Annotated in this window: 23 protein-coding genes and 1 pseudogene; 15 read left to right on the top strand and 9 right to left on the bottom strand. The window is 70.4% G+C overall.

Annotated elements, in window-relative coordinates:
* Positions 1-15: 15 nt before the first annotated feature.
* Positions 16-1,515: a M14 family metallopeptidase gene (locus WMF28_RS13220; protein WP_437602549.1), complete on the bottom strand. Its 1,500-nt coding sequence runs from the start codon at positions 1,513-1,515 to the stop codon at positions 16-18.
* A gap of 147 nt (positions 1,516-1,662) precedes the next feature.
* Here WMF28_RS13220 and WMF28_RS13215 point away from each other — a divergent pair, with 147 nt between their 5' ends.
* The 4 genes from WMF28_RS13215 to WMF28_RS13200 all read left to right on the top strand — a co-directional run bounded on the left by WMF28_RS13215 (position 1,663) and on the right by WMF28_RS13200 (position 4,656).
* Positions 1,663-2,295: a rhomboid family intramembrane serine protease gene (locus tag WMF28_RS13215; protein ID WP_437602548.1), complete on the top strand. Its 633-nt coding sequence runs from the start codon at positions 1,663-1,665 to the stop codon at positions 2,293-2,295.
* Complete coding sequence (locus WMF28_RS13210) at positions 2,292-2,987, top strand: uracil-DNA glycosylase family protein (RefSeq protein WP_437602547.1); 696 nt, start codon at positions 2,292-2,294, stop codon at positions 2,985-2,987. Before WMF28_RS13215 ends, WMF28_RS13210 begins: the two co-directional genes overlap by 4 nt.
* Before the next feature lie 355 nt (positions 2,988-3,342).
* Entirely contained in the window at positions 3,343-3,675 is a 333-nt protein-coding gene (locus tag WMF28_RS13205) for a hypothetical protein (protein WP_437602546.1), read from the top strand.
* 171 nt (positions 3,676-3,846) lie between these two features.
* Positions 3,847-4,656, top strand: coding sequence for a class I SAM-dependent methyltransferase (locus tag WMF28_RS13200; RefSeq protein WP_437602545.1), 810 nt, complete (start codon positions 3,847-3,849; stop codon positions 4,654-4,656).
* Between the two features lie 273 nt (positions 4,657-4,929).
* On the opposite strand, the gene WMF28_RS13195 is transcribed toward WMF28_RS13200, so the two are convergent.
* Both WMF28_RS13195 and WMF28_RS13190 read right to left on the bottom strand, forming a co-directional pair.
* Positions 4,930-5,463 carry an LEA type 2 family protein gene (locus WMF28_RS13195; protein ID WP_437602544.1) on the bottom strand — a complete coding sequence of 178 codons (534 nt, stop codon included), beginning with the start codon at positions 5,461-5,463 and terminating at the stop codon, positions 4,930-4,932.
* 74 nt (positions 5,464-5,537) lie between these two features.
* Positions 5,538-5,927: a hypothetical protein gene (locus tag WMF28_RS13190; protein ID WP_437602543.1), complete on the bottom strand. Its 390-nt coding sequence runs from the start codon at positions 5,925-5,927 to the stop codon at positions 5,538-5,540.
* Positions 5,928-6,161: 234 nt separating this feature from the next.
* On the opposite strand from WMF28_RS13190, the gene WMF28_RS13185 reads away from it, so the two are divergent.
* The 5 genes from WMF28_RS13185 (at position 6,162) to WMF28_RS13165 (ending at position 9,252) form a co-directional block, all read left to right on the top strand.
* The gene (locus tag WMF28_RS13185) at positions 6,162-6,455 is read left to right on the top strand and encodes a hypothetical protein (protein ID WP_437602542.1); all 294 of its coding nucleotides are present in this window, start codon (positions 6,162-6,164) and stop codon (positions 6,453-6,455) included.
* Positions 6,456-6,575: 120 nt separating this feature from the next.
* A complete protein-coding gene (locus WMF28_RS13180; RefSeq protein WP_437602541.1) occupies positions 6,576-7,265 on the top strand; it encodes an alpha/beta hydrolase family protein in 690 nt (229 codons plus the stop codon).
* A gap of 177 nt (positions 7,266-7,442) precedes the next feature.
* Complete coding sequence (locus tag WMF28_RS13175; protein WP_437602540.1) at positions 7,443-7,916, top strand: protein kinase domain-containing protein; 474 nt, start codon at positions 7,443-7,445, stop codon at positions 7,914-7,916.
* 267 nt (positions 7,917-8,183) lie between these two features.
* On the top strand, positions 8,184-8,462 hold the full coding sequence (locus WMF28_RS13170; RefSeq protein ID WP_437602539.1) for a hypothetical protein: 279 nt from the start codon (positions 8,184-8,186) through the stop codon (positions 8,460-8,462).
* A 418-nt stretch (positions 8,463-8,880) separates the two neighbouring features.
* On the top strand, positions 8,881-9,252 hold the full coding sequence (locus WMF28_RS13165; protein ID WP_437602538.1) for a hypothetical protein: 372 nt from the start codon (positions 8,881-8,883) through the stop codon (positions 9,250-9,252).
* Positions 9,253-9,295: 43 nt separating this feature from the next.
* Here the strand turns inward: WMF28_RS13165 and WMF28_RS13160 are convergent, their stop codons facing one another.
* The 3 genes from WMF28_RS13160 to WMF28_RS13150 all read right to left on the bottom strand — a co-directional run bounded on the left by WMF28_RS13160 (position 9,296) and on the right by WMF28_RS13150 (position 12,958).
* Positions 9,296-9,904 carry a nuclear transport factor 2 family protein gene (locus tag WMF28_RS13160; RefSeq protein ID WP_437602537.1) on the bottom strand — a complete coding sequence of 203 codons (609 nt, stop codon included), beginning with the start codon at positions 9,902-9,904 and terminating at the stop codon, positions 9,296-9,298.
* A gap of 373 nt (positions 9,905-10,277) precedes the next feature.
* Positions 10,278-11,402: an STAS domain-containing protein gene (locus WMF28_RS13155; RefSeq protein WP_437602536.1), complete on the bottom strand. Its 1,125-nt coding sequence runs from the start codon at positions 11,400-11,402 to the stop codon at positions 10,278-10,280.
* A 521-nt stretch (positions 11,403-11,923) separates the two neighbouring features.
* Complete coding sequence (locus tag WMF28_RS13150; protein ID WP_437602535.1) at positions 11,924-12,958, bottom strand: zinc-dependent alcohol dehydrogenase; 1,035 nt, start codon at positions 12,956-12,958, stop codon at positions 11,924-11,926.
* 234 nt (positions 12,959-13,192) lie between these two features.
* Here WMF28_RS13150 and WMF28_RS13145 point away from each other — a divergent pair, with 234 nt between their 5' ends.
* Both WMF28_RS13145 and WMF28_RS13140 read left to right on the top strand, forming a co-directional pair.
* Complete coding sequence (locus WMF28_RS13145) at positions 13,193-14,722, top strand: xylulokinase (protein ID WP_437602534.1); 1,530 nt, start codon at positions 13,193-13,195, stop codon at positions 14,720-14,722.
* Between the two features lie 10 nt (positions 14,723-14,732).
* Positions 14,733-14,927 (top strand): annotated as a pseudogene (locus WMF28_RS13140) (PhzF family phenazine biosynthesis protein); the annotation flags it as partial.
* Positions 14,928-15,166: 239 nt separating this feature from the next.
* On the opposite strand, the gene WMF28_RS13135 reads toward WMF28_RS13140, so the two are convergent.
* A complete protein-coding gene (locus WMF28_RS13135; RefSeq protein WP_437602533.1) occupies positions 15,167-15,574 on the bottom strand; it encodes a hypothetical protein in 408 nt (135 codons plus the stop codon).
* Positions 15,575-15,745: 171 nt separating this feature from the next.
* Here WMF28_RS13135 and WMF28_RS13130 point away from each other — a divergent pair, with 171 nt between their 5' ends.
* Complete coding sequence (locus WMF28_RS13130) at positions 15,746-16,075, top strand: ArsR/SmtB family transcription factor (RefSeq protein WP_437580096.1); 330 nt, start codon at positions 15,746-15,748, stop codon at positions 16,073-16,075.
* Between the two features lie 60 nt (positions 16,076-16,135).
* The gene (locus WMF28_RS13125; protein WP_437602532.1) at positions 16,136-18,556 is read left to right on the top strand and encodes an ATP-binding cassette domain-containing protein; all 2,421 of its coding nucleotides are present in this window, start codon (positions 16,136-16,138) and stop codon (positions 18,554-18,556) included.
* A 21-nt stretch (positions 18,557-18,577) separates the two neighbouring features.
* On the opposite strand, the gene WMF28_RS13120 is transcribed toward WMF28_RS13125, so the two are convergent.
* A complete protein-coding gene (locus WMF28_RS13120; RefSeq protein ID WP_437602531.1) occupies positions 18,578-19,663 on the bottom strand; it encodes an aldo/keto reductase in 1,086 nt (361 codons plus the stop codon).
* A 141-nt stretch (positions 19,664-19,804) separates the two neighbouring features.
* On the opposite strand from WMF28_RS13120, the gene WMF28_RS13115 reads away from it, so the two are divergent.
* A complete protein-coding gene (locus WMF28_RS13115; protein ID WP_437602530.1) occupies positions 19,805-20,632 on the top strand; it encodes a helix-turn-helix domain-containing protein in 828 nt (275 codons plus the stop codon).
* Between the two features lie 123 nt (positions 20,633-20,755).
* Here the strand turns inward: WMF28_RS13115 and WMF28_RS13110 are convergent, their stop codons facing one another.
* Positions 20,756-22,252, bottom strand: coding sequence for a DUF1552 domain-containing protein (locus tag WMF28_RS13110; protein ID WP_437604254.1), 1,497 nt, complete (start codon positions 22,250-22,252; stop codon positions 20,756-20,758).
* A gap of 340 nt (positions 22,253-22,592) precedes the next feature.
* On the opposite strand from WMF28_RS13110, the gene WMF28_RS13105 reads away from it, so the two are divergent.
* On the top strand, positions 22,593-22,793 hold the full coding sequence (locus WMF28_RS13105) for a hypothetical protein (protein ID WP_437602529.1): 201 nt from the start codon (positions 22,593-22,595) through the stop codon (positions 22,791-22,793).
* Positions 22,794-22,798: the final 5 nt, after the last annotated feature.

Below are 22,798 nucleotides of genomic sequence, written 5' to 3'. Positions count from 1 at the left end.
GCCAAGCCTCCGGGCTCATCGGACCCGCCAGGCCGGGTGCTCGTCCCCGACGGCGGGCGCCTCGACGAGGCCGTTCTCGACCGCCCCGTCGTCGCTCTCGGGCTCGCACAGGTACACGGCGATCGCGCCGAGCGGCTGCTCGGTGTCGACCCGGGACCAGCCCTCGGGGGCCCGCCGGGCCTCCTCGCGCCACTGCACGGCCACCTCGCCGACCCGGGTCGCCTCCAGGATCGCGCGGCCGCCCTCGGCGCCGAGCGACGCCACCCGCGCCACCTCGACGTCGTGGACGCCCTCGGCCAGCTCGACGCGGAGGCCGTGCCGGCGCAGGGCCTCGGCGAGCGCCGGCGGCACGAGGTAGGCCCGCGGCCGGTCCACCACGGTGGTCCCGACGAAGCGCGCGTGGTGCGGGATCCGCACGGTGACGGGCTCGCCGTCGAACGCCCGCGGGCTGCGCGTGAGGATGTCGATCGGGGTCCCTGTCGGCTCGAGGCGGTACCGGACCGCGACGCGCTCCGGCGGCCGCGCGCTCGCGGCCACGACCTCGCGGATGGCGCCGTCGTGCGCGGCGGCCCAGGAGAGGGCCTCGATCTGCCACGCCGAGGCGGTCTGGACGCGCTCCTCGAACGGGAGATAGCTATAACACTCGAGCAGCAGGTCGAGCCGGCCCGTGAGCCCGCGGTAGTTGGAGCCGAACCGCGGATGGTGCGGGTACGTCATCCAGCCGAGGCCGACGGGCGCCGTCGGATCGACGTCGCCGCCCGCGTCGATCACGCGCTCGTCCTCGACGAAGTTGCCGTACCAGCCGCTCTCGAAGCCGCGCTTCCGGACCGCCGCCATCACGTCGGGGACCAGGCGATCGCGCATCATCGCGATCGGCTCGGCGCGGCCGGACTCGTGGGTGTGGGGCACGTCGACCGTCATGTGGAACCGGTGCACCGAGCCGTTTGTCGCGTGGTTGTCGATCGTGAGATCGGGCGCCCACGGGATGCACACGCGCTCCTGGAGCAGGCGCATCTCGGGCGCGGCCTGGCGGAGGTAGTCGCGGTTCAGGTTGATGCCCTGGCTCTGCGTGCGGGTGCCCACGACGGGGCCGGGCTGGCCGGCGAGCTTCTTCAGGTCGAGGCGGCGGTTCCGCGGGTCCAGCGCGTCGTTGCCGTCCGGGTTGAACAGCGGCGCGACGAGGAGCACGAGCGTGTCGAGCCAGTCGGGGTGCCGGCCGTCGAGCAGGTCGCGGACGAGCGCGAGGCTGGCCTCCTTGCCCTCCACCTCGCCGGGATGGATCCCGTCGAGCATCAGCACCACGGGGCGTCCGGCGCGGCGGGCCTCGGCGGGGGAACGCACGCCGTCCTTCGACAGCACGAGCAGCGGCAGCTCCCGTCCGCCCGGGCTGGTCCCGAAGGTCGTCACGGAGAGGCGCGGGTCGTTGCGGGCTTCCAGCGAGCGGACGAACCGCATCACGTCGGCGTGCAGGGAGGTCTCGCGGAATCCGGTGGCTTCGGCGCGGGTGAGCAGCATGACGCCCGATCTCTACCCCGCCGTTCGCCGGACGGGGCAGCTATCGGCGCCGAGGACGCGCCTCGCGGGAAGACCACGCGCGCGTGACGGTTTCAGGAGCTACGCTCGAGGGGTGGGCCCCTCTCCAGCGGCCCGGCGAGGACAAGCATGAGCACAAGCGAAACCAAGACGATCACCCGTGAGCTCAAGCAGCATGCGGCGCTGCTCGGAGGCCTCGTCGCGCTCCTCTGGGCCATCGAGATCCTCGACTTCCTGATGTTCCGCGGATCGCTCGATGCCCTGGGGATCCGCCCTCGCACGATCCAGGGCCTCCTCGGGATTGCGCTCGCGCCGTGGCTGCACGGCGGCTTCGCCCACCTCGCGGCGAACACGGTCCCGTTCGTCGCGCTCGGCTGGCTCATCCTGCTCCGCAGGACGAGCGACCTCGTCCTCGTGACGCTCCTCTCGGCGCTCGTGGGCGGCCTCGGCGTCTGGCTCATCGGGTCGAGCAGCTCGGTGCATATCGGCGCGAGCGGCGTCATCTTCGGCTATTTCGGCTTCCTGCTCCTCCGCGGCTGGTTCGAGCGGAGCGTCCTCTCGATCGCGCTTTCGCTGGTGGTCGGCTTCGTCTACGGCGGGATGCTCTGGGGCGTGCTCCCGACGCAGGTCGGCATCTCCTGGGAGGGCCATCTCTTCGGCTTCCTCGGCGGCGTGCTCGCGGCGCGCCTCCTCGGGGGGCGCCTGCGCGCGCAGGCCGCGCAGGCCCCCGGCGCCGGAGGGCGCTTGATGTCGGCGCGATGAGGGGCCCCGCGATCCGTCTTCCCGTCCTGAGCTCGGAGGAGAGGCTTGCGGCGCTGCATCGCGAGCTCGAGGCGTGCCGTGCCTGCCCGAAGATGGTCGGCCCGGTCGTCCATGGTCCGGCCGTCCCGAGCCGGATCCTGCTCATCGGCCAGGCGCCCGGCCCGCGCGAGGGCAGCTTTGGCCGCCCGTTCGCGTGGACCGCGGGCCGCACCCTGTTCCGCTGGTTCGAGGCGGCGCTCGGCGTCCCCGAGGAGGAGCTCCGGCGGCGCGTCTACATGTCGGCCGTCGCTCGCTGCTTCCCCGGCAAGGCGAAGGGCGGCGGCGACCGGAAGCCCGATCCCGAGGAGATCCTGCGCTGCCGGGCGCACCTCGAGCGGGAGGTGGGGATCCTGGAGCCGAGGCTGATCCTGCCGGTGGGCGGCCTGGCGGTGGAGCAGGTGCTCGGCCACCGAGGGCCGCTCGCGGGCGTGATCGGCGAGGCGCGCCGGGCTCGCTTTCACGGCGTCGAGGCCGACGTCATCTGCCTGCCGCACCCGAGCGGCGCGTCGACCTGGCACAAGACCGAGCCGGGGATCTCGCTCCTCGGCCGCGCGCTCCGCCTCATCGCGGAGCACCCGGAGGCCGTGCGCGCGTTCGCCGGCGCCTCACCCGCCGCTCCCGCGGCGGCTGACGAGCCCCCGAATTCGCGCTGAGAGGCACCTCCCGACGAAGCCGGCGGACACCTCGTCGATGGGGGTCAGGTCGACGGGACAGGAGGCGCGCCGAGCGCACGGAAGGCCTGGCAGCTCCCTCGGGGGTACGCCGTGTTCCGTGCGCCACGCTCGACACGCCGCGGTGGCGACGCTCCCGCAGAACGGATTGTCATTTTGGCAGGATGCGCCATTGTACATGCGGCCGACGTGTCCACTTTGGCAGAACGGCGCCAAAACCCCCGCGACCCATGCGGTGGATCCAGCAGATGGCTGCTGGCACGACGCTCGCATTCACAGGAGATGTCGCAGAGACGCTGGCGGCGAGCGGACGCTCGCGAACGAGGCAGGTAGCACGATGTTGAAGATCCTCCGGAAGTTGAATGAAGGCAGCCTCCTCCAGCGCACCATGATGCATATCGCGGTGTTCGTCGCCGGGTCGGCGAGCGTCGTCGGGCTGACCAGCGTGCTGCTCGTGTCGACCGCGAAGGCCGTGCTGCCGCCGCACGACGCGACCGAGGCCGGCGCCGACAAGACGGAGGACAAGACGGATGAGGCGCAGGACGCGGACTCGGTTGCTGCTCCGAGCTCGCCGGAGGCGGCCGCGGGCACCGCCGGCGCGAGGGGCGGGTCGAAGGCGCTGGCGCAGGCGCGTGTGGCGAAGCGGCGCGAGAGCGCGCCCGCGCGGTGACACCCGCGCGGTCGCGGGCGTTCCAGGGAGCGTCACGATGTCGGTGAGCGCCCTGTTCCATACAGCATCTCTGCCGTAGGTCTCTTCTCCTCTTCCTTCTCGATATCCTGCGACTGTCGCCGGGCGGTGCCGGCTGGATCTGCTCGGCGCGCACGTGGTAGCACGTGGCCCATGACCCAGCCCACGAGCCCCCTCGCCATCCCCGTCGCCTGGGACATGGTCGCCGAGGACTATGCGGTCGATCTCGTCCCGCATTTCGAGAAGTACGCCGCCGACGCCCTCCGTCTGGCCGGCATCGGGCCGGGCGCCCGCGTGCTCGACGTGGCGGCCGGGCCAGGTACCCTGTCCCTCCTCGCCGCCGGGGAGGCGCGCGTGACCGCCATCGACTTCTCCCCGGCGATGGTCGAGCGGCTGCGCGAGCGCGCCGCGCGCGCGGGGCTCGCGGTGGACGCCCGCGTCGGTGACGGCATGGCGCTGCCGTTCGAGGACGGCTCCTTCGACGCCGCCTTCTCGATGTTCGGGCTGATGTTCTTCCCGGAACGCGACCGCGGCTTCCGCGAGCTCTTCCGGGTGCTCTGCCCCGGCGGCCGGGCCGTCGTCGGGAGCTGGGCGCTGATGGACAGGACGCCGATCCTGGAGGAGCTCTTCGCGGCGCTCCGCGCCGAGCTGCCCGGGCTGCCCTTCGGCGACGGCAAGGCGCCGCTCGGAGACCTGGGCGAGTTCCGCGCCGAGATGGAGGCCGCGGGGTTTCGCGACGTCTCGGTGCGCGAGGTCGAGCACGCGCTGGAAGCGACCTCGACCGAGGAGCTCTGGCGCTCGATGCGCCGGAGCAACGCGCCGCTCGTGCTCCTGCGGGACAAGCTCGGCGCGGCGCGCTGGGACGAGCTCGGCGAGGCGATCCTCGCCCGGCTACAGGCGCGGTTCGGCGACGGTCCTCAGCGCCTCGCCATGGTCGCCAACCTGGGCGCCGGCACGCGTTAGCACCGCATCGCCCAGCGCACCAACGCTCCTCGTCACGACGAAGGGGCGTGCTTCTTGTCCCCTTGCGGGGCCCACGGCGCCACTGCGGCGCTGTTCGATCCGACGTCAACCCCTGCCTGTCGGGTCGCCCCCGGCGGCCCCAGCAGCCCGTGCGAGGCGCGCCGCGGGCGTTCTTCGCGAGGCGCGCCGCCGCCGCCGGACAGCGGCGAAGTGGACTGACGTCCTCCAGGAGAGCGTGTCTTGCGGGTCTCGTCGCCCGGCGCGCCGCGGAGCCTATCGCAGGATGCCGAGGGCGGCCTCGATCTGCTGGCGGGAGACGACGCCGTGGTCGTCGACCGAGTAATCGTCTGCCTCGAGCCGGAAGGTGCGCGTGGCCGTGACGTCCGCGCGGCCGCTGAAGCGGTACGGGATGACGGGCGAGGAGAACGACTCGCGGACCAGCTGGAAGCCGAGATCGACGGGGAGGTTGACGGGGACGCGGACCTGGGTCGTGCGGTCGGAGGGGAGCCAGACCCCGTCGCCGCTGGCGCGGAAGTCGACCGGCATCGTGTAGCGGCCGGCGAGCACGACCTGACCGCGGACCGCGCGCACGGCGACGTCGTACGAGTTCGGGTTGTGGACGTTGACGACCACGGTCATCAGGACGCCGAGGCTCGGCGGGAAGGCGATGCGGATGCCGGTGATCTCGGCGTGATCGAGCTGCATCGTCGGCTTGCTGACGCAGGCGGGACCGGCGATCGCCGCCAGCGCTGCGAGCGCGAGCGCGGGCAGGCGGCGCAGGGGGTTCATCTTCCGGAGGCTCGGCACGGGCGAGAGCTTAGCCGCGCAGGGGCGCGCCGTCACCTCGCAGCGTGGCGGCGCGCGAGGCGCCGGCGCGGGGGTCAGGACGAATGCCCGGCGGGAGCGGCGGTGATGGCGTCGTGCGCCTCCTCGCGCGTCCCGGTGCCGACAAGGACGAGCCCTGTCCGCAGCGTCGGCAGGTCGCGCATGGCTTCGACGGCGGAGCGCAGCAACGGCGGCATGGGGCCGAAGCGAGCTTCGTACAGCGCGATGGCGCCCTGCGCGATCCCCTGCGTGCGCGCTGCTCGATGAACTGCTCGACGAGCGCCTGGGTGGTCATCACGAACTCCGCTTCCTCCGGCTTCCTCCGGCGTCACCGGCCCGCGCTTGGCGACCTCCGCGCGGAAGCGTAGCAGACGACCGAGCGCGACGGCCCGCTCCGGCGCATCCTCCGGCAACCGGCGGAAATCGTCGATCGCCTCTCGCAGCACGCTCCGCGGGCACGACGGCGCCTCGATGAGCGCTTACCTGGTGTCAGCGCGATGCGTTTGGAGTTCGACGCATCATCTGCAGCCGATGGCCTGAGCCTGCCGCAGCCAGACGTCTGGCCACGCACCGCCAGACGTCTGACCACGCCCCGCCGGCCCGCCACCGTCGACGCCAATCACGGTTCAGCGCGCCCGAAACGGATCCTGCGGAATCCATCGCGGGAGATCTGCTCCACGATGACCTCGGCCCACAAGGAGTTCTGCCTGGTGCTCCACGGCCACAGCCACACCGGCTGGTTCGGCAAGGAGCAATGGCCGGAGCGGCACGAGGACTGGACGATCCGGATCGCGGCGGCGCCGTCGCTCTCGAGCCGCGAGGTGCAGGAGCACAACGGCTACAACGAGCTCGAGATCGCGCGCGACGGCGCGGGCGGCGAGGTCAGCTATCCGATCCGCGTGCGGCGCATGGTGAGAGAGGGCGCGACCTGGATGCGGCGGGCGTCGATGGGTCCGTCCGCGCCGGGGAAGTAGCGCCGTGACGAGGCGCCCATCTCCGCGTCTCCCGCGAGCGCGGACATGTAGAATCGGCGAGCGCTGCCGCGTGGAAGCGACTCCTCGACATGGGCCCCTCCACCATGGCATGAGGGCTCCATGCCCGAGCGAGCGCTCTCGATCCCCATCGCAGGCGGCAACGCGGTCTCGGGCGTGCTCCACGCGCCCGCTGCGCGCGCGAAGCGCTCCGGCGTGGCCGTGGTGCTGGGCCACGGGGCCGGCGGCGACATGCACGCGCCGCTCCTTGTCGACGTCGCCAGGGGGCTCAACGACCGCGGGCACACCGTGCTGCGCTTCAACTTCCCGTACAAGGAGCTCGGCCGCAAGGCGCCCGACAGGCCGGAGAAGCTCGAGATCGCCTACGAGGCGGCCATCGCGCGGCTACGGGAGGAGAAGCCGGATCGGCTGGTGATCGGCGGCAAATCCATGGGCGGGCGGATCGCCTCGCTCCTCGCGGCGCGGGCCGTCCCCTGCGACGGGCTCGTGTTCCTCGGCTACCCGCTGCACCCCGCGGGCAAGCGCGCCCCGCTCCGCGATGAGCACCTCTCGACCATCGAGGCGCCGATGCTCTTCCTCCAGGGCACGCGCGATCCGCTGTGCCAGCTCGATCTCCTCCGGCCGGTGCTGAAGCGCCTCGGCAGGCGCGCGAGCCTGCATGTGGTGGAGGGCGGCGACCATTCGCTCGAGCTCCTGAAATCTGCGGGCCGGACGGGGGACAGCGTGCTCGCCGAGATCCTCGCCGCCGTCGACGCCTGGGTCGTGAAGCAGGCCTCTGGCAAGAAGCCATGACCACGGATGGAGGACGCTGGCGGCCCTCGCGTCCGCCGCCCTGTTCACGCTCGCTCTCGTCCAGCGCGCGCGCCGCGTGACCGCGATTCAGACAGGGAGGGAGCCGATGCGGTGGAATTACCAAAACCTCTGACCGTAGCATATTGGACGCTCCTTCGCCACCATGCCCGGTTCATCGTGTTCACCCCCGACGAGTACCCGATTGCCCCCGGAGACGTGCTCCTCGGCAAGTACCGCGTGGAGAACGTCCTCGGACGGGGCGCGATGGGGCTCGTCGTCGCTGCGCGCCACCTCGCGCTCGACGATCGCGTCGCGATCAAGGTGCTCCTGCCGAAGTACGTGCAAGACGCAGAGGTCCTCCAGCGCTTTCTGAGAGAAGGGCGCGCCGCCGTGCGCATTCGCAGCCCGCACGTCGTGCGCGTCACCGACGTCGGCACGCTGGAGAACGGCGCGCCGTACATGGTGATGGACCACCTCGAGGGGAAGGACCTCGCCGCCGTGCTCGCGGAGAGCGGATATCTCCAGGTGCCCCTGGCCATCGAGCGTTCGTCGCGCAGGAGCTCGCGCAGCTCGTCTACCTGGTCACGCAGGGTGAGCCGCAGCGTCTGCGCGCGCTGCGCCCGGACGTCCCGGAGCCGCTGGAGCGGGTGATCCTCGCGGCGATCGCGCGGGATCGCGATCGCCGTTTCCAGACCATCGCGGACCTCGCGCTCGCGCTTGCGCCCTTCGCCCCGCCTCACCTGCGAGCGACCGCCGAGCGCGTCTTCGGCGCGCTGCGCGGCGCGCTCCCGGTCGCGGCCCCGCCGGGCGGCGCTCCCCTCGCGGCCTCGACGGCCGGGGCGGCGATCTCCGCGGCGACCATGCCCCTCGACGGGGGAGCGCTCACCATCGCGCCGCTCGGCACGAGGCGCGGGGATCGTGGCCGTCGGCGTCGCGACGGCGCTCGGCTTCGCGGCCAAATCGAGGTTCGATGAGTCGAGCGCGTTCTGCAACGGCGACCGCTGCGATCGGCGCGGCATGGACATCCGCGACAGCGCCGTGGCGCGCGCGAACGTCGCGACGGTGGTCTTCGGCGTCGGCCTCGCGGCCATCGCCGGCGGCGGCGTGCTCTGGCTGACCGCGAAGAGCCCGACGAAGGGCGCGTCGGTCGGGCTGACGCCCACGGTGGGCGGCGCGCTCGTGCAAGGCAGCTTCTGATGCGTCTCCAGGCGCTCATCGTCGGCCTCTGCGCGTCGATGGTCGCGGCCGGATGCGGTCTCGTCCTCGGCATCTCATCCGGCGAGTACGACCCCGATCCGTTCGACCTCGATGGGGGCGCCAGGGGGGGGCCGGAGGCGCCGCGGGGGCCGCCGGTGCCGGGGCCGCCGGCGCATCGGACGCCGGGGCCGAGCCGCCTCCCTGCACGGCGCTCCTGGATGACCTGGAGGACGGTGACAGCGCGATCCTCCGGTGTGAGGGCCGCATCGGCAGCTGGTACACGAACAACGACGGCCCCCGGAGCGGCACGCAAACGCCGCTACCCGGCCGCCCGTTCGTGCCGGTATCGCCCGGGCACGACCCGAGCAACTACGCCGCCCACGTCGCCGGAAGCGGCTTCGTCTCGAGGGGGGCCGGGATGGGATTTGACCTGAACCTCACCCCAGGGGGAGCGAAGTCGAGCTACGACGCTTCCGCCTACGCGGGCCTGACCTTCTGGGCCAAGGCGGCAGCGCCGACCCACATTTACGTGAACTTCCCCGACCGCAACACCGATCGCGAAGGCGGCGTGTGCGAGGGCTCGGGCTGCGGCGACCACTTCGGCGAGGGGCTCGACCTCACGACCGAGTGGGCGCAGTACACGGTCATGTTCTCCGCTCTCAGCCCGGACGGCTGGGGCGTGCCGGCGCCCTCCGCGCTCGACGCCGCGCACGTCGACTCGGTGGAGTTCCACACGGCGAAGTCGACCGTGTTCGCTCTGCTCGTCGACGACATCGCCTTCGTCCCGTGACCGCCGGCGGCGCGCGGCGGCCACGGGCGCTCGCGGCGCGCGCTCAGGGAGGCGGCGAGTCGACGCGCATGAACGAGAGGGTGCGGAACGTGCGCTTGCTGAGCTTCCAGCCCGAGGGCGTCCGGACCGCCTCGTTCTCGTACGTGCCGTACGCGATATGGGCGCTGCTGACCGGGTCGTAGACGTGCGTCGCGATCAGGTAGGAGGTGATCTTCGCCTGCTGGCCGCCGGGGAGGATGTCGATACGAACGTTGCTGATCAGGTGCTGCGTGCCCACATAACCGGAGTCAGCGAACAGGACGTCGATGAGATCGGCCCAGGCCTCGGCGCTGGGCACCGAGATCACCGGCGGATCGCCCGGCGCGGCGCCGGCCTCCCAGATCACGACGGGGGCGTCCGGCGCGAAGCACTTCGCGTAGATCTGCTTGCCCGTCGCCAGATCACCGCGACCGATCGCGTCGGTCCCGGCCGCATAGCAGTACTCGAGCTGCTCGATCTCCTGCAGCGCCTTGAGCTCTGGGAGACCGTTCGGGGGCGTGCCCTCCGCGGGCGTCGCGACCGACACGATGGCAGCGCCCGCCAGCGCGAGCGTGGAGGCCACCGGCAGGACACGACGCAGAAAGCTGCTGAAACGACCGCCGTTCGTGCTCATAGATCTCACCTCTTTCGCTGGGCGCGCGCACGTCGCCAAGGAACAATGATATTATATAAATGTCTTAACAAATCGAGTCAAGCACAGTTCATCACGAATGCTCGTGACTCGGGCGCCAGGGTTTCTTGTCATATGTTCCTATCGCACATTCGACATCGGCGCCCTGCCGGTTCAGGCGCACGTGCGGGATCATCGCCTGTGCGGCGCTGGCCGGCGACGTCGACGCACGCTGCCAGACCGCGCGGTCGCGCAGGCGCGCAGGCGCGCAGGCGCGCGTCCCCCGCGCGGGGGGCGCAGGCGCGCGTCTCACGCGGGGACGCAGGCGGGAGAGCTCGCGCCGGGCGGCCGGCGACGGTGAGCCGCGCTACCTGACCTAGCGGCCCATCCTTCGAATGCAGTGCTCGAGACCCTGCCGCAGCGTCGAGCGCGTCTCGATCGACGAGAGATCCACGCCGAGCCCGACGAGGGTCTGGGCGATCGCCGGGTGGATCCCTGTGATGATCCCCTCGGCGCCGAGGAGCCTGATGGCCGAGGAGAGCTTCAAGAGGTGGTTCGCCGTCTCGGTGTCCATCGCCTCGATCCCGGTGAGATCGAGGATGGCATAGCGCGCCTGCGTCCGGACGACCTCGCGGAGGACGCCCTCCATCACGTCGGCCGCGCGCGTGGTGTCGAACATGCCCACGAGGGGCAGCGTGAGCACGCGGTCCCACACCTGGAGGATCGGCGTCGACAGCGCGCGGATGACCTGCTGCTGCCGCTCGATGAGCTGGAGCTTCCCGCGGAGCTCCTGCTCGGTGCGCTTCGAGGCCGTGATGTCGAGGGTGACCCCCGCGACGTGGGTGACGTCACCGCGCTCGTTCTGGATGGGCAGATACCAGGACTCCCAGTGAACGCCGTCGATCTCGACCACGAAGTAGGACATCGTGCCCTCGAGCGCCTTGCGCACCATCACCAAGCCCTCTACCGGGTAGAGCTCGAAGATGTCGAGACCGACGAACTGCCCCGGCTTGAGCCCGGCGGCTCCGAGCCCCTTCCCCTCGTGGAGGACGAAGACCCCTCGCTCGTCGATCGCCCACAGGCAGATGGGGAGGTGGTCGTTGATCGCGTTGAGGAGCTTGAGCTGTATTTCGTGCTTGATCCGCTCCTCGGCGTCGCGGAGCGTTCCATACACCTCTTCCTTCTCGGGCACCCATCGCGCGGTGCACTGGAAGTACCTGAATGAGCCATCCGCCGTCTTCAGCCTCAGATCGACGGCCATGGGCTCGGCCGCGGCGCGGAGGCGCTCCCACGCCTCGTCGAACGAGCGCCTGTCGTCCTGGTGGACCAGCGGGGCGAGCCCCGCTCGCGAGGACGCATCGAGGAGCTCGGCGCTCATCGCGCTCGTGAGCGCGCGGCTGCTACGGAGGAGCGCCCCGCCCTCGCTGGCGATGAACACCAGATCCGTACAGTTCAGGAAAAAGTCGTCAAGCGTGCTGGTGGTGCTGTCGGGCTGCGCCATGTCCAGCTTGACACACTACATCGATCACGCCGTCGATGTCGAGGATCCGTGTCGAGGAGTGAGGCCCCGGCCTCTCGCCCCTGGAGAGCTTTCGCTCGCCCGCTGCGCTGCGGCCACGCGCAGCAGCGAGCACGCCCGCCTCGCTCCCAGGCGCGCGTCGATCGCCGTCTCCGGTGTGTTGCCGTACACATGGCAGGATCCTTTGGTCCCGGGGGCGCTGACATCGAGCGAGCGGACAGCGCGCGCCAGGGTGCGACAACGGCACACGCTATCTCTCTGTCACCGGCTCGTGCCCGCAGGTTCCGCAGGTCGTGGAGCGAAGACAGGCACACGACAGCTGTGCAGCCTTCCGCGTCATCCTGGGCGACCGAGGGCGGCGTCCACCGGACAGGCGTTTGCTCGGCCGAAACCGGCGTGCAGTCGTCCGCGCGCGCTCGAGCAAACGCTCTGTCTGGGCGAGATCCCTCGGGCTGTCGAGCGAAGGCGGCCCCCTCGATGCGTGGAGTTGCCGTCGATCTGGATCAGAACGGCGCGTCCCCGTCCTCCGGGACGATGATCGACTTCAGCGCTCCGTCCTGGCAGTCCGCCTGCAGGCGGAAGCCCTGTTCGGCGTTCGACAGGTCAAAGCGGTGGGTGACGATGGAATCGACGTCCACCGCCCCCTCGGCGACCAGGCGGATCGCCCGCGGGTACACATGCCCCATGCGCCGGGAGAACTTGACCTTCAGCCCCTTGCGACGGCACAGCGCCGCCGGCAGCGAATAGCGATCGCCGTCGGGGATGCCCGCCAGCAGGATCCGCCCGCCGATGCGCGCGGACTCGGCCGCGTGGTGGAAGCCATCGGGCGAGTTCGTCGCCTCGAGGACGAGATCGACGCCCCGGCCGCCCGTCCACGCCGCGACGGCCTCGAACGTGGGCGCCGCGTCGTGCGCGCCCAGCCGGCGCGCGGCCTCCGCCCTGTAGGCGACGGGATCGACGGCGAAGACGCGGTCGGCGCCCGAGCGGCGCGCGAGCTGGACCAGGCACAGGCCGATCGGCCCGCAGCCCAGCACCACCACCGTCTCCTGCAGGCGGGGCCGCGCCAGGTCCATGGCGTGGACCGCGACGCCCAGCGGCTCCAGCATCACGGCCCGGCGCACCGAGAAGCCGCGCGGAACCGGCACGACCTGGTCGGGATGCACCACCACCCGTTCCGCCATGCCGCCATGGAGCGGCGGCGCGCCCAGGAACTCCACGAAGGGGCAGAGGTTCACGTGACCTCGCTGGCACCACTCGCAGCGCCCGCAGGCGTGCGCGGGGTCGACGGCGACGAGCTGCCCCCTGGACAGGCCCAGCTCCGGGGTGTCCTGGAGGACCCAGCCGGCGAGCTCGTGCCCCGGCACGAAGGCGTGGTGGATCCTCGCCGAGCCGATCCCGCCCTCCAGGTAATAGTGCAGGTCGCTGCCGCAGATCCCGCAGCCCGCGACCTGGATTGTCACCATGCCCTCGCGCGGCTGCGGCGGTTCGACCTCGCCGAGCCGGACGTCGCGGATCCCGTGAATGAACGTTGCGCGCACAGCTTCACTCTCCCTTTCGCGATCCCGCCGGTACCCGACCGCGCCGAGGCGGACAATTGTGCCGGCGCGGCCCCGCATGTAATCTGCCTCGGTGATCGATTGTCAACACACGTTCCGGGTTGCTGATGGCCTGAGCGCGGGAGAGCGCTGATGACGGCGGTGCGGCTGACCGGGTTCGACGACCGCCGCGGCGCGCCGGCTGCGCGCGGCGGGGATTGAGGGGGCCGATTCGCCATGCGGGCCGACCTCGTCCTCGGAATCGACCTGAGCACCACCGCCGCCAAGGCGGCCGTCTTCGACGCCGGGGGGCGCTTGCAGGCCGCCGGCCGGGCGCCGCTCTCGCTGGAGCGTCCGGCGCCCGACCGGTTCGAGCAGGATCCCCGGGCGTGGTGGGGCGCCCTGTGCGCGGCGCTCGCGGAGGTCACCGCCGCGGTGGACCCGGGGCGCATCGCGGGGCTCGCCATCGCGCACCAGCGCGAGACCTTCGCCTGCCTCGGTCCTGACGGCGAGCCGCTCCGCCCCGCCATGCTGTGGCTGGACGGGCGCGCGCGGGGGCACCTCGGCTCCCTGGTCCGCCGCATCGGGGAAGGCCGGCTGAGGGCGCTGTCCGGGAAGGCCGCGGACTTCGGCCCAGCGCTGCCCAAGATCGCCTGGCTGGCCAAGGAGGAGCCGGAGATCCACCGCCGCACCGCCCTCTTCTGCGACGTGCAGGCCTATCTCGTGCAGTCCTTGACCGGGCGCGCCCGCACCAGCTGGGCGAGCGCCGACCCGCTCGCGCTCTTCGACATCGGCGCGCACCGCTGGTCGGACGAGCTCTGCGGCGCCGTCGGCATCACGCCCGACCGCCTGCCCGAGGTGTTTCCCCCCGGCGCGCTGCTCGGCGCGGTGTCGGCGGCCGCCGCGGCGGCCACCGGGCTGCGCGCGGGCACGCCGGTGCTGGCCGGCGGCGGCGATGGCCAGGTGGCCGGGCTCGGCGTCGATGCCCTGGATCCGCGGCGCGCTTACCTGAACCTCGGCACGGCCGTGGTCTTCGGCGTCTTCTGCCCGGAGCCGCGGCAGGACCCGGCGTGGCGTACCATGACCAGCGCCTCCGGCCGCGGCTACGTGCTGGAGAGCAGCCTGCGCAGCGGGGCCCTGCTCTCGGACTGGTTCCTGCGCCGCCTCCTGGGCGTCGATCCACGCGATGAGGCCGCGATGGGCGCGATCGAGGCGGAGGCGGCGTCGCTGCCGCCCGGCAGCGACGGCCTGCTGCTCTTGCCCTACTGGGAAGGCGCGATGAACCCCCACTGGGACCCTGACGCCCGCGGCGCGATCCTGGGCCTGACGGACGCGCACGGGCGCGGGCACGTCTACCGCGCGCTGATCGAGGGCGTGGCGCTGGAGCAGGCGCTGGTGCTCGATCGGATGCGCGGCGCGGCGGGGATCGAGGTCGCCGAGTTCGCCGCGGTCGGGGGCGTGGCCGCCAGCGACCTCTGGTGCGCCGTCATGGCCGACGCGACGGGCGTCGTCGTCGAGCGGTCCGAGACGGTCGAGGCGGCCTGCCTGGGCGCCGCCATGTGCGCGGCCGCCGGCGCCGGACTGGCCGGGAGCATCGAGGCGGCCGCGAAGGCGATGCGCGGGGCCGCCACAGCGACCTTCCAGCCCGAGCCCGAGCGCCGGCGGCGCTACGCGGCGCTGCTGGGGATCTACAGGGACATGTATCCCCAGCTCTCCGGGCTGATGCGCCGCCTGTCGGCCTTCACCAGCACGGTTCCACCAGGATAGCCTGCTGGGCATGCGCACGCTGCCCTACCGACTCTGCGATGTGTTCACGGACCGCCCCTTTGCTGGCAATCCTCTCGCGGTGTTCACCGAGGCGGCCGGGCTGGACTCCGCGACGATGCAGGTGCTCGCGCGCGAGATGAACCTGTCCGAGAGCGCGTTCGTGTTGCCGCCGACGTCGCCAGAGACCCATGCTCGAATTCGAATCAGAGGTCGGGGGGCATGCGGTCGTCACTGCGCGTGGCGCATTCGAGCTCGAATTCTAGTGTGTACGTGAACGCGCAGGGTCGTCGCCGCCCTCTTCTCCTTTGACCCTGCCGGCGCTCATCGTCATCGATTACTCCTTGATAGGCATGCCGCGCTCTGTGTCCCGTGGAAAGATGGACTCCAGCGTTGAGCCCGTCGTGACGGAGCGCGAGATGAGGCCCGCGACCGCCGAGACCGCGATCAGCAGTGGCGCGAGGGCAAGGCGGCGAGATAGGCGAGCAGCTCGCCCTCGTTGTCGCTGATCAGGCGATCGATGCCGTCCTCGCGGCTATGGCGCCGGACCTGCAGCGCACCGGCGGGCGTCCCCACGAGGACGGACACGCACCCGAAGCCGCGCACGGCCGCGGTCCGCAGCTGCAGCGTCGCGTCTTCGAACCTGGGATCGTTTCGCCCCGGGGCCGCCCGGATGTCCAGGAGCAGCGACATCGCGCTCCGGTCGACCGGCGCGAGCGCCGCGGTGATCTCCAGACACTCCTGCTCGATCTGCTCGATGGAATCGAATGGCTCGGCGGTCCGCGTGACCCTCACGATCTTCGCGATGCGATCGACGGCCACGATGAAATGAGCGTTGCGCAGGACCTCGGGCATGAGCCTTGCGGCATGCTAGCGTGAATCCCCTTCCGAGCCGAGCGGCGGCGCGCCGACACGACTGAAGGAGAGCGTCCCGTCCAAAAGGGACACAGTGACGAGTGAACCTTCGAGCCGAGACGCCCGATGTGCGCGCTTGACAACCAATAAGCGACAGCTTATACGTAAGGGATGCAGAGCGCGGCTGTGGCCGAGGACAAGATCTTTCAGGCGCTGGCGGACCCCAGCCGCAGGGCGATCTTCGAGTCGCTCACGCGTGGCGAAGCGGCCGTGAAGGAGCTCACGGCGCGCTTCAACATCTCGCAGCCGGCGGTCTCGCAGCACCTCGCCACGCTGAAGGACGCCGGGCTGGTGAACGGCCGGCGCGAGGGGCGCTGTGTCTACTACCGGGTGGAGCCGCGCGGGATGAAGCCGCTCATCGACTGGATCGCGCACTACCGCGCCTTCTGGACGGAGCACGTCGATCGCCTTGAACAGCTGCTGGAGAAGATGGACGAGTGACTTCCACGGACAGGACCGCACAACCGCAAACCGTCGATGCTCGATGACATGATTGCGAACATGACCTCCCAGAACCAGCACTCCGCAGACAGCCACGACCTGATCCGCATCCAGGGCGCCCGGGAGAACAACCTGAAGGACGTCAGCGTCGAGATCCCCAAGCGGCGGCTGACCGTGTTCACCGGCGTCTCGGGATCCGGCAAATCGTCGCTTGTGTTCGGCACCATCGCGGCGGAGTCCCAGCGGCTGATCAACGAGACTTACAGCGCGTTCGTGCAGGGGTTCATGCCGACGCTGGCCCGGCCCGAGGTCGACGTACTGGACGGGCTGACGACGGCGATCATCGTCGACCAGGAGCGGATGGGCGCCGACCCCCGCTCCACGGTCGGCACCGCCACAGACGCCAACGCCATGCTGCGCATCCTCTTCAGCCGCCTCGGCAAGCCGCACATCGGCTCGCCCAACGCGTACTCCTTCAACGTCCCCTCGGTCCGGGCGAGCGGCGAGATCACGGTCGAGCGCGGCGCCGGCAGCAAGACCGTGAAACAGACATTCACCCGCGCCGGCGGCATGTGTCCTCGCTGCGAGGGCCGGGGCTCGGTCAACGACATCGACCTGTCTCAGCTGTACGACGACAGCAAGTCGCTCAACGGGGGTGCCCTCACGATCCCCGGCTTCAGCATCGACGGCTGGTACGGCCGCATCTTCAACGGCTGCGGCTTCTTCGACCCGGACAAGCCGATCCGCAAGTTCACAAAGAAGGAGCTGCACGACCTGCTCCACAAGGAGCCGACGAAGATCAAGGTCGACAACATCAACCTGACGTACGAGGGTCTGATCCCGAGGATCCAGAAGTCGTTCCTGTCCAAGGACGTCGACTCGCTCCAGCCGCACATCCGCGCCTTCGTGGAGCGGGCGGTCACGTTCACCACCTGTCCCGAGTGCGGCGGCACCCGGCTTGGCGAGGCCGCCCGGTCCTCCAAGATCAAGGGCAAGAACATCGCCGATGTCTGCGCGATGCAGATCAGCGACCTCGCCGAGTGGGTGCGCGGTCTGGACCAGCCGTCCGTCGCGCCGCTCCTCGGGGCGCTGCGCCACACGCTCGAATCGTTCGTGGAGATCGGGCTCGGCTACCTCAGCCTCGACCGGCCGTCCGGCACGCTCTCGGGCGGTGAGGCGCAGCGCACAAAGATGATCCGCCACCTCGGGTCGTCGCTCACCGACGTGACCTATGTCTTCGACGAGCCGACGATCGGGCTGCACCCGCATGACATCCAGCGGATGAACGACCTTTTGCTTCGGCTGCGCGACAAGGGCAACACCGTCCTCGTGGTCGAGCACAAGCCGGAGACGATCGTGATCGCCGACCACGTCGTCGACCTCGGCCCCGGCGCCGGCACCGCGGGCGGCAAGGTGGTCTTCGAGGGCACCGTCGACGGGCTGCGGGCGAGCGGCACGCTCACCGGGCGTCACCTGAGCGACGGGGCCTCCCTGAAGCCGTCGGTGCGGAAGCCGTCGGGTGTGCTGAAGGTGCGCGGCGCCCGCAGGCACAACCTGAAGAACGTCGACGTCGACATCCCGCTCGGCGTGCTGGTGGTGGTGACCGGCGTGGCCGGGTCGGGCAAGAGCTCCCTCATCCACGGCTCCGTGTCCGGTCGAGACGGGGTCGTGTCGATCGACCAGAGCGCGATCCATGGCTCGCGGCGCAGCAACCCGGCGACGTACACCGATCTGCTGGAGCCGATCCGCAAGGCGTTCGCGAAGGCCAACGGCGTGAAGCCCGCCCTGTTCAGCGCGAACTCGGAGGGCGCCTGTCCGACCTGCAACGGCGCCGGGGTGATCTACACCGACCTGGGCATGATGGCCGGTGTCAGCACGGTCTGCGAGGAGTGCGAGGGCCGGCGATTCCAGGCGTCGGTGCTGGAGTACCGGCTCGGCGGGCTCCACATCGCCGAGGTGCTCGACCTGCCCGTCGAAGACGCGGTCGCCTTCTTCGGCGCCGGCGAGGCGCGTACGCCGGCCGCGCACGCGATCCTGCAGCGCATGGCCGACGTGGGGCTCGGCTACCTGCGGCTCGGCCAGCCGCTCCCCACGCTGTCGGGTGGCGAGCGGCAACGGCTCAAGCTCGCGACGCACATGGGCGCCGACGGCGGCGTCTACGTGCTCGACGAGCCGACCACCGGGCTGCACCTCGCCGATCTCAAGCAGCTGCTCGGCCTGCTGGACCGACTTGTCGACTCCGGCAAGTCGGTCATCGTGATCGAGCACCACCAGGCGGTGATGGCGCACGCCGACTGGATCATCGACCTCGGGCCGGGCGCGGGCCACGACGGCGGACGGATCGTATTCGAAGGCACCCCGGCCGACCTTGTGGCGGCGAGGTCGACGCTGACCGGCGAGCACCTGGCGGCGTTCGTCGGTGGCGCCGTCAGGCCCAAAAAGGCGTCGGCGCGAGGCAACGGGAGTACGCGGCGCACGTAGCGCCGCGGCGTGGGTACGTGCTCAGTACCGCTCGCTCTCGTTCTGCGGCACCATCGGCAGCGCCGGCGCGCTCTCGCCGTTGATCGTCGTGCCGCCGTTCATGAACGCGCCGGCCATGCGCAGGAAGCCGGCGGGGAAGTCGAGCACCGGCGCCGAGAGCGCGTCGAGCGCGGCCACCTGATCGGGCGTTAGCTTGACCTCCAGGGAGTTGAGGTTGTCGTCGAGCTGCGCCAGCGTGCGCGCGCCGATGATCGTGGAGGTGACGCCCGGCCGGGCCACCACCCAGGCAAGCGCCACGCGCGCCGGCGTCGTGTCGAGATCCCTGGCGATCTCGACGAGCTTGTCGACGATCTCGTACGCCTTGTCGGTGAGCGCGGAGAGCACGAACGGGCCGCGATCGGACGTGTGCTTGCCGGCGTTCTCCCGCGTGTACTTGCCGGAGAGCACGCCGCTCTTGAGGGGCGACCAGGGCGTGACGCCGAGGCCCAGCTCGCGCGCCATGGGGATGAGCTCCCCCTCCACCGTGCGCTCGAGGAGCGAGTGCTCGATCTGCAGCGCGATGAACTGCGCCCACCCGCGGAAGCCCGCCAGACCGTGCGCCTGCGCCACCTTCCACGCCGGCGTGTCGGAGACGCCGACGTAGCGGACCTTGCCGGCCGCCACAAGATCGTGGAGGGCTTGCACCGTCTCCTCGATGGGCGTGTTCTTGTCCCAGACGTGCATCCAGTAGAGGTCGATGTAGTCAGTCTGCAAGCGGCGCAGCGACTGCTCGCACTGCGCGAAGATGGCCTTCCTCCCGGCGCCGCCGCCGTTCGGGTCGCCGAGGTAGAGGTTGGCGGCGAACTTCGTGGCGATCACCGCCCGGTCGCGCTTGCTCGGGTGGCGGCCGAGGTGGTCGCCGATGATCTTCTCGGAGTGGCCCTTTGTGTAGAAGTTGGCGGTGTCGATGAAGTTGCCGCCGCGCTCGATGAAGCGATCGAGGATCGCCTCGGACTCCTTGACGCTGGATCCGAAGCCGAGGTCTTCGCCGAAGGTCATGGCGCCGAGGCACAGGGGGCTGACGCGCAGCCCGGAGCGGCCGAGGGTGACGTAGTTGTCGAGGGTCATCGTGGTTCTCCTGCGGGCTCCGGCTGAGGAGCCCTTGCTGGACCCCACCGTGCGCCCGCGCCGGCGTGCAATCTTGGAGGAAACGGCCAGGACGGGGCCGGGAGGGTTGATGGCGGCCCAAGGCGAGCGCACGATGGCATCGTGCTGGGCTCGATCGAACAGGCCATCGCGCGGCGCGCCTCGCCCCCGGCGGTCGGCGCGCCGGCGTCGCGTGTGCTCCGCAATCTCGTCGTCGACGTTCGCGCCAGAACGCCGCCGGTCACGAGCCTCGACCTGCTGCCCGATGGCACGACATCGCTGGTCTTTCGCCTCCTCGACGCCGACCGCGCCGATCTCGTCGTCCTCGGGCCTCAGACGCGGGCCGTGTACAAGCGCATGTCGCGCTTCCTGCTCGCGGTGCAGGTGGTCTTTCGACCCGGCGGCGCGTACCCCTTCTTCGGTGTGCCGATGGACGAGCTCGCCGATCGCCTCGTCCCGGCGCGCGATCTCTGGGGCCGACACGCCGACGCCCTGCTCGAGCAGCTTGTGGCGGTCGGAGCCGGCGTCACGCTGGACCCCACGCGAGCTCGCCTGGACGCGATCGAACGCGCCCTCGAGGGCCGCATGCTCGGTCCCGACGTGTTCGAGCCGGCATCGGCGGCCGTCGCGCGCGCCGCGGTACGGAAGCTCTCGCTCGGAGGGATCACCGTGGAAGAGACGGCGAGCGCGCTCCACGTCAGCCCGCGGAACCTGCGGCGCGCCTTCGTGGCGACCGTCGGCGTCTCGCCGAAGCAGTACGCGCGCATCACCCGCTTCCAGCGCGTCGTCTCGAACGTGCAGGTCCCCCGCGGGTCGTGGTCGGAGGTCGCCCTCGCGAGCGGCTACTGCGATCAGCCGCACCTGGTCAGGGAGTTCCGCGAGCTCGCGGGGCTCTCGCCGGTCGCGTTCATGAAGCGACGCTCGACCCCCGAGATCGAGCGCACGCGCTAGTCGATGGCGCGAGCGCGAGGGCGAGCATCCCACCGGCACGTCGGACCGCCGCCGCCAGGCTCAGGCAGAGGAGTCTTTGGACCCGAGCTCGTCCGGGTGCTCAGGCTCTCGCCCCGCGCGCGCTCAGGCTTTGAGCGCCGTGAACTCGCCCGGATCGTGGTTCGTGGCGCCGGCGACCGCGCCCTTGCCACCGATGAAGTCTTCCGTCCTGTCGGAATAGCCGAACTTTGTCACTTCCGCGGAGCCGCCCTTCGCAGGGAAGCCATCCGCGCCCGCCTTCACGCCCATGGCGTTCATGATGTTGCAGAAGTACTTGTTGATCGGCGCGTTGGCGACGCTCGGATCGGTTCCGGTGGCCTGATTGACACCGTTGGCCTCGCCCGCACCGTCGGCGCACTGCGCCATACTGTTGCCGTTCGTCGGGGTCCACGCGGGGTCGACGTTGATGATCTGACCGGTCTTGAAGTAACCGCCTGCGCTACCGGCTTGGAGGATCGGAGCGTTGTTGAGGTTGTGCGCGTTGCCGTCCGACATTTCGCTGAACCAGATGACGGCGCTGTCGTCGAGGACCGTCGTCCCATTCTCCTGGGGGATGCTGTCGAGTATTCCGACGAGGTTCGCGAACTTCTGCGCGTAGTAGGCATCAATCCGCAGGAGCCACTCGATCGCGTCGGGCAGGCAGTCGCCCAGCATGCCTGCATTGTCGAGGCGGTGAGAGAGGGAGTGCGACTCCGTAGGGATGTCGAGCCCTGCGAAGACGTAATTTGCCGGATATTTCAAGAAGATCAAGGGGTTGACGTTGCAGGCGGCCGCGAGCGCTGCGATGGCCGAATAGATATCCGCTCCATCCAGATCGCCGGAGACCTTGGTCGTGAGGGCGTCACTGCCCGGGACATGCGCCTCCACGCTGGAGGCGTTCGCCGCCGTCGCACCGAGCCGCTCGGCGAGCTCCGCGTTGCACAGCGCGGGAACCATCACGTCTCCTGTCGAGCTGAGGAGCTCCTTCCAGGCTTCGAGCTTCTGCTTGTCGGCCTTGCTCATGTCGAACCGCTGGAGCGTCTGCAGATCATCCTTTACGAGGTCGAGGACGCTCTTGCCGCGAATCGCCGCGTAGGTGTCCGGGTTCATCGGCATCCCCGTGTGGAAGAGGCCCGTGAGGCTGCTGAAGGCCTGCGACGCGTCGAGGCCGCTGTGCATGATCTCGGCGGCGGAGTAGGAGATCGCCGACTGAGGGTGTTGATTCTGACCCGCCATGTTCAAGAGCAACGGAGCGCCTTGCGGGCTGAGCTGCTGGGCCATGACGTGATCCAGCGAAGGACCGACAGGCTTTGCATTGAACTTCGTCGCCCCGTCGAAGTTGAACGGGTCGTTGCTGTTCGGAGTGATCGGCTGGCAGGTGAAGAACGACCCCACGGTCTGTGTATGTGGGTCGTTCCCCTGTCCACGCGACCTGTTGACGGTCCACTCGTTCATCGAGCGGATGCCGCGCGGCATGAGGAGCTTCTTCGCATGGGGAGCGAGGGGCGCGAGGCTCGTCGGCGTGAGGTCATCCGCCGTGAGCTCACCCTGGGTCTTCGCGGGAAACCAGCTGTTCGTGATGCACCCATAGTGCGTGAACATCACGATGAGCGACTTCCCAGGTGCAGGGGGGTCGCCCCTTGCGGTGCGCTCCCACACGGAGCTGAGGAACGGCGCAGCCTGGACGGCTCCGCCCATGCCACGAAGGAAGATTCTCCGGTTCAGCTTCTTGCTCATGTTCGACGTTCCTCAGCTTTCATGGCGTTCCATGGATTCAGAGGTCCGCCCGCCTCGGCATTGTCCGCGATGGTGCCGGTGCAGCCAGCGAAGAGAGGTGCTGAGGTGCGAAACTTGCTGCACCGATGTACGACAGATGCCTTGGCGTTCGCATGCGTATGCGTATGCACCTCTTATGCCCGGTCTATGCCCGGTCCGTGTCGAAATGATCAAGAGAACGAACCAGCAAGCTCGATGCACGGTGACCAGCGTACCCGAGATCACCGACCCGACCGACGCGGAAGCGGAGACCGAGCTCTCGGTGCTCTCGGCGGTGGCGCATGGCAACGGGCCGAACGGGCTCGCCGTGGTCCAGGCGGCGCTCGTTGCCCTCGGCCGGCTCGACCAGGAGCGCGCGATGGTCTAGTTTCA

Origin of the sequence: Sorangium sp. So ce590 (assembly GCF_051521365.1) — a bacterium.
In the GTDB taxonomy this organism is placed as follows: Bacteria; Myxococcota_A; Polyangia; order Polyangiales; family Polyangiaceae; genus Sorangium.
This window is presented reverse-complemented; position numbering and strand designations above follow the sequence as displayed.

What these genes read in the sequence shown, in the direction of transcription:
- WMF28_RS13135 (WP_437602533.1), bottom strand. Translation starts at nt 15,574, where the DNA reads ATGCCCGAGGTCCTGCGCAACGCTCATTTCATCGTGGCCGTCGATCGC.
- WMF28_RS13120 (WP_437602531.1), bottom strand. Translation starts at nt 19,663, where the DNA reads ATGACCCTCGACAACTACGTCACCCTCGGCCGCTCCGGGCTGCGCGTC.
- WMF28_RS13215 (WP_437602548.1), top strand. Translation starts at nt 1,663, where the DNA reads ATGAGCACAAGCGAAACCAAGACGATCACCCGTGAGCTCAAGCAGCAT.
- WMF28_RS13205 (WP_437602546.1), top strand. Translation starts at nt 3,343, where the DNA reads ATGTTGAAGATCCTCCGGAAGTTGAATGAAGGCAGCCTCCTCCAGCGC.
- WMF28_RS13210 (WP_437602547.1), top strand. Translation starts at nt 2,292, where the DNA reads ATGAGGGGCCCCGCGATCCGTCTTCCCGTCCTGAGCTCGGAGGAGAGG.
- WMF28_RS13185 (WP_437602542.1), top strand. Translation starts at nt 6,162, where the DNA reads ATGACCTCGGCCCACAAGGAGTTCTGCCTGGTGCTCCACGGCCACAGC.
- WMF28_RS13125 (WP_437602532.1), top strand. Translation starts at nt 16,136, where the DNA reads ATGACCTCCCAGAACCAGCACTCCGCAGACAGCCACGACCTGATCCGC.
- WMF28_RS13200 (WP_437602545.1), top strand. Translation starts at nt 3,847, where the DNA reads ATGACCCAGCCCACGAGCCCCCTCGCCATCCCCGTCGCCTGGGACATG.
- WMF28_RS13180 (WP_437602541.1), top strand. Translation starts at nt 6,576, where the DNA reads ATGCCCGAGCGAGCGCTCTCGATCCCCATCGCAGGCGGCAACGCGGTC.
- WMF28_RS13160 (WP_437602537.1), bottom strand. Translation starts at nt 9,904, where the DNA reads ATGAGCACGAACGGCGGTCGTTTCAGCAGCTTTCTGCGTCGTGTCCTG.
- WMF28_RS13130 (WP_437580096.1), top strand. Translation starts at nt 15,746, where the DNA reads ATGCAGAGCGCGGCTGTGGCCGAGGACAAGATCTTTCAGGCGCTGGCG.
- WMF28_RS13110 (WP_437604254.1), bottom strand. Translation starts at nt 22,252, where the DNA reads ATGTTCACGCACTATGGGTGCATCACGAACAGCTGGTTTCCCGCGAAG.
- WMF28_RS13165 (WP_437602538.1), top strand. Translation starts at nt 8,881, where the DNA reads ATGGGATTTGACCTGAACCTCACCCCAGGGGGAGCGAAGTCGAGCTAC.
- WMF28_RS13145 (WP_437602534.1), top strand. Translation starts at nt 13,193, where the DNA reads ATGCGGGCCGACCTCGTCCTCGGAATCGACCTGAGCACCACCGCCGCC.
- WMF28_RS13220 (WP_437602549.1), bottom strand. Translation starts at nt 1,515, where the DNA reads ATGCTGCTCACCCGCGCCGAAGCCACCGGATTCCGCGAGACCTCCCTG.
- WMF28_RS13105 (WP_437602529.1), top strand. Translation starts at nt 22,593, where the DNA reads ATGATCAAGAGAACGAACCAGCAAGCTCGATGCACGGTGACCAGCGTA.
- WMF28_RS13155 (WP_437602536.1), bottom strand. Translation starts at nt 11,402, where the DNA reads ATGGCGCAGCCCGACAGCACCACCAGCACGCTTGACGACTTTTTCCTG.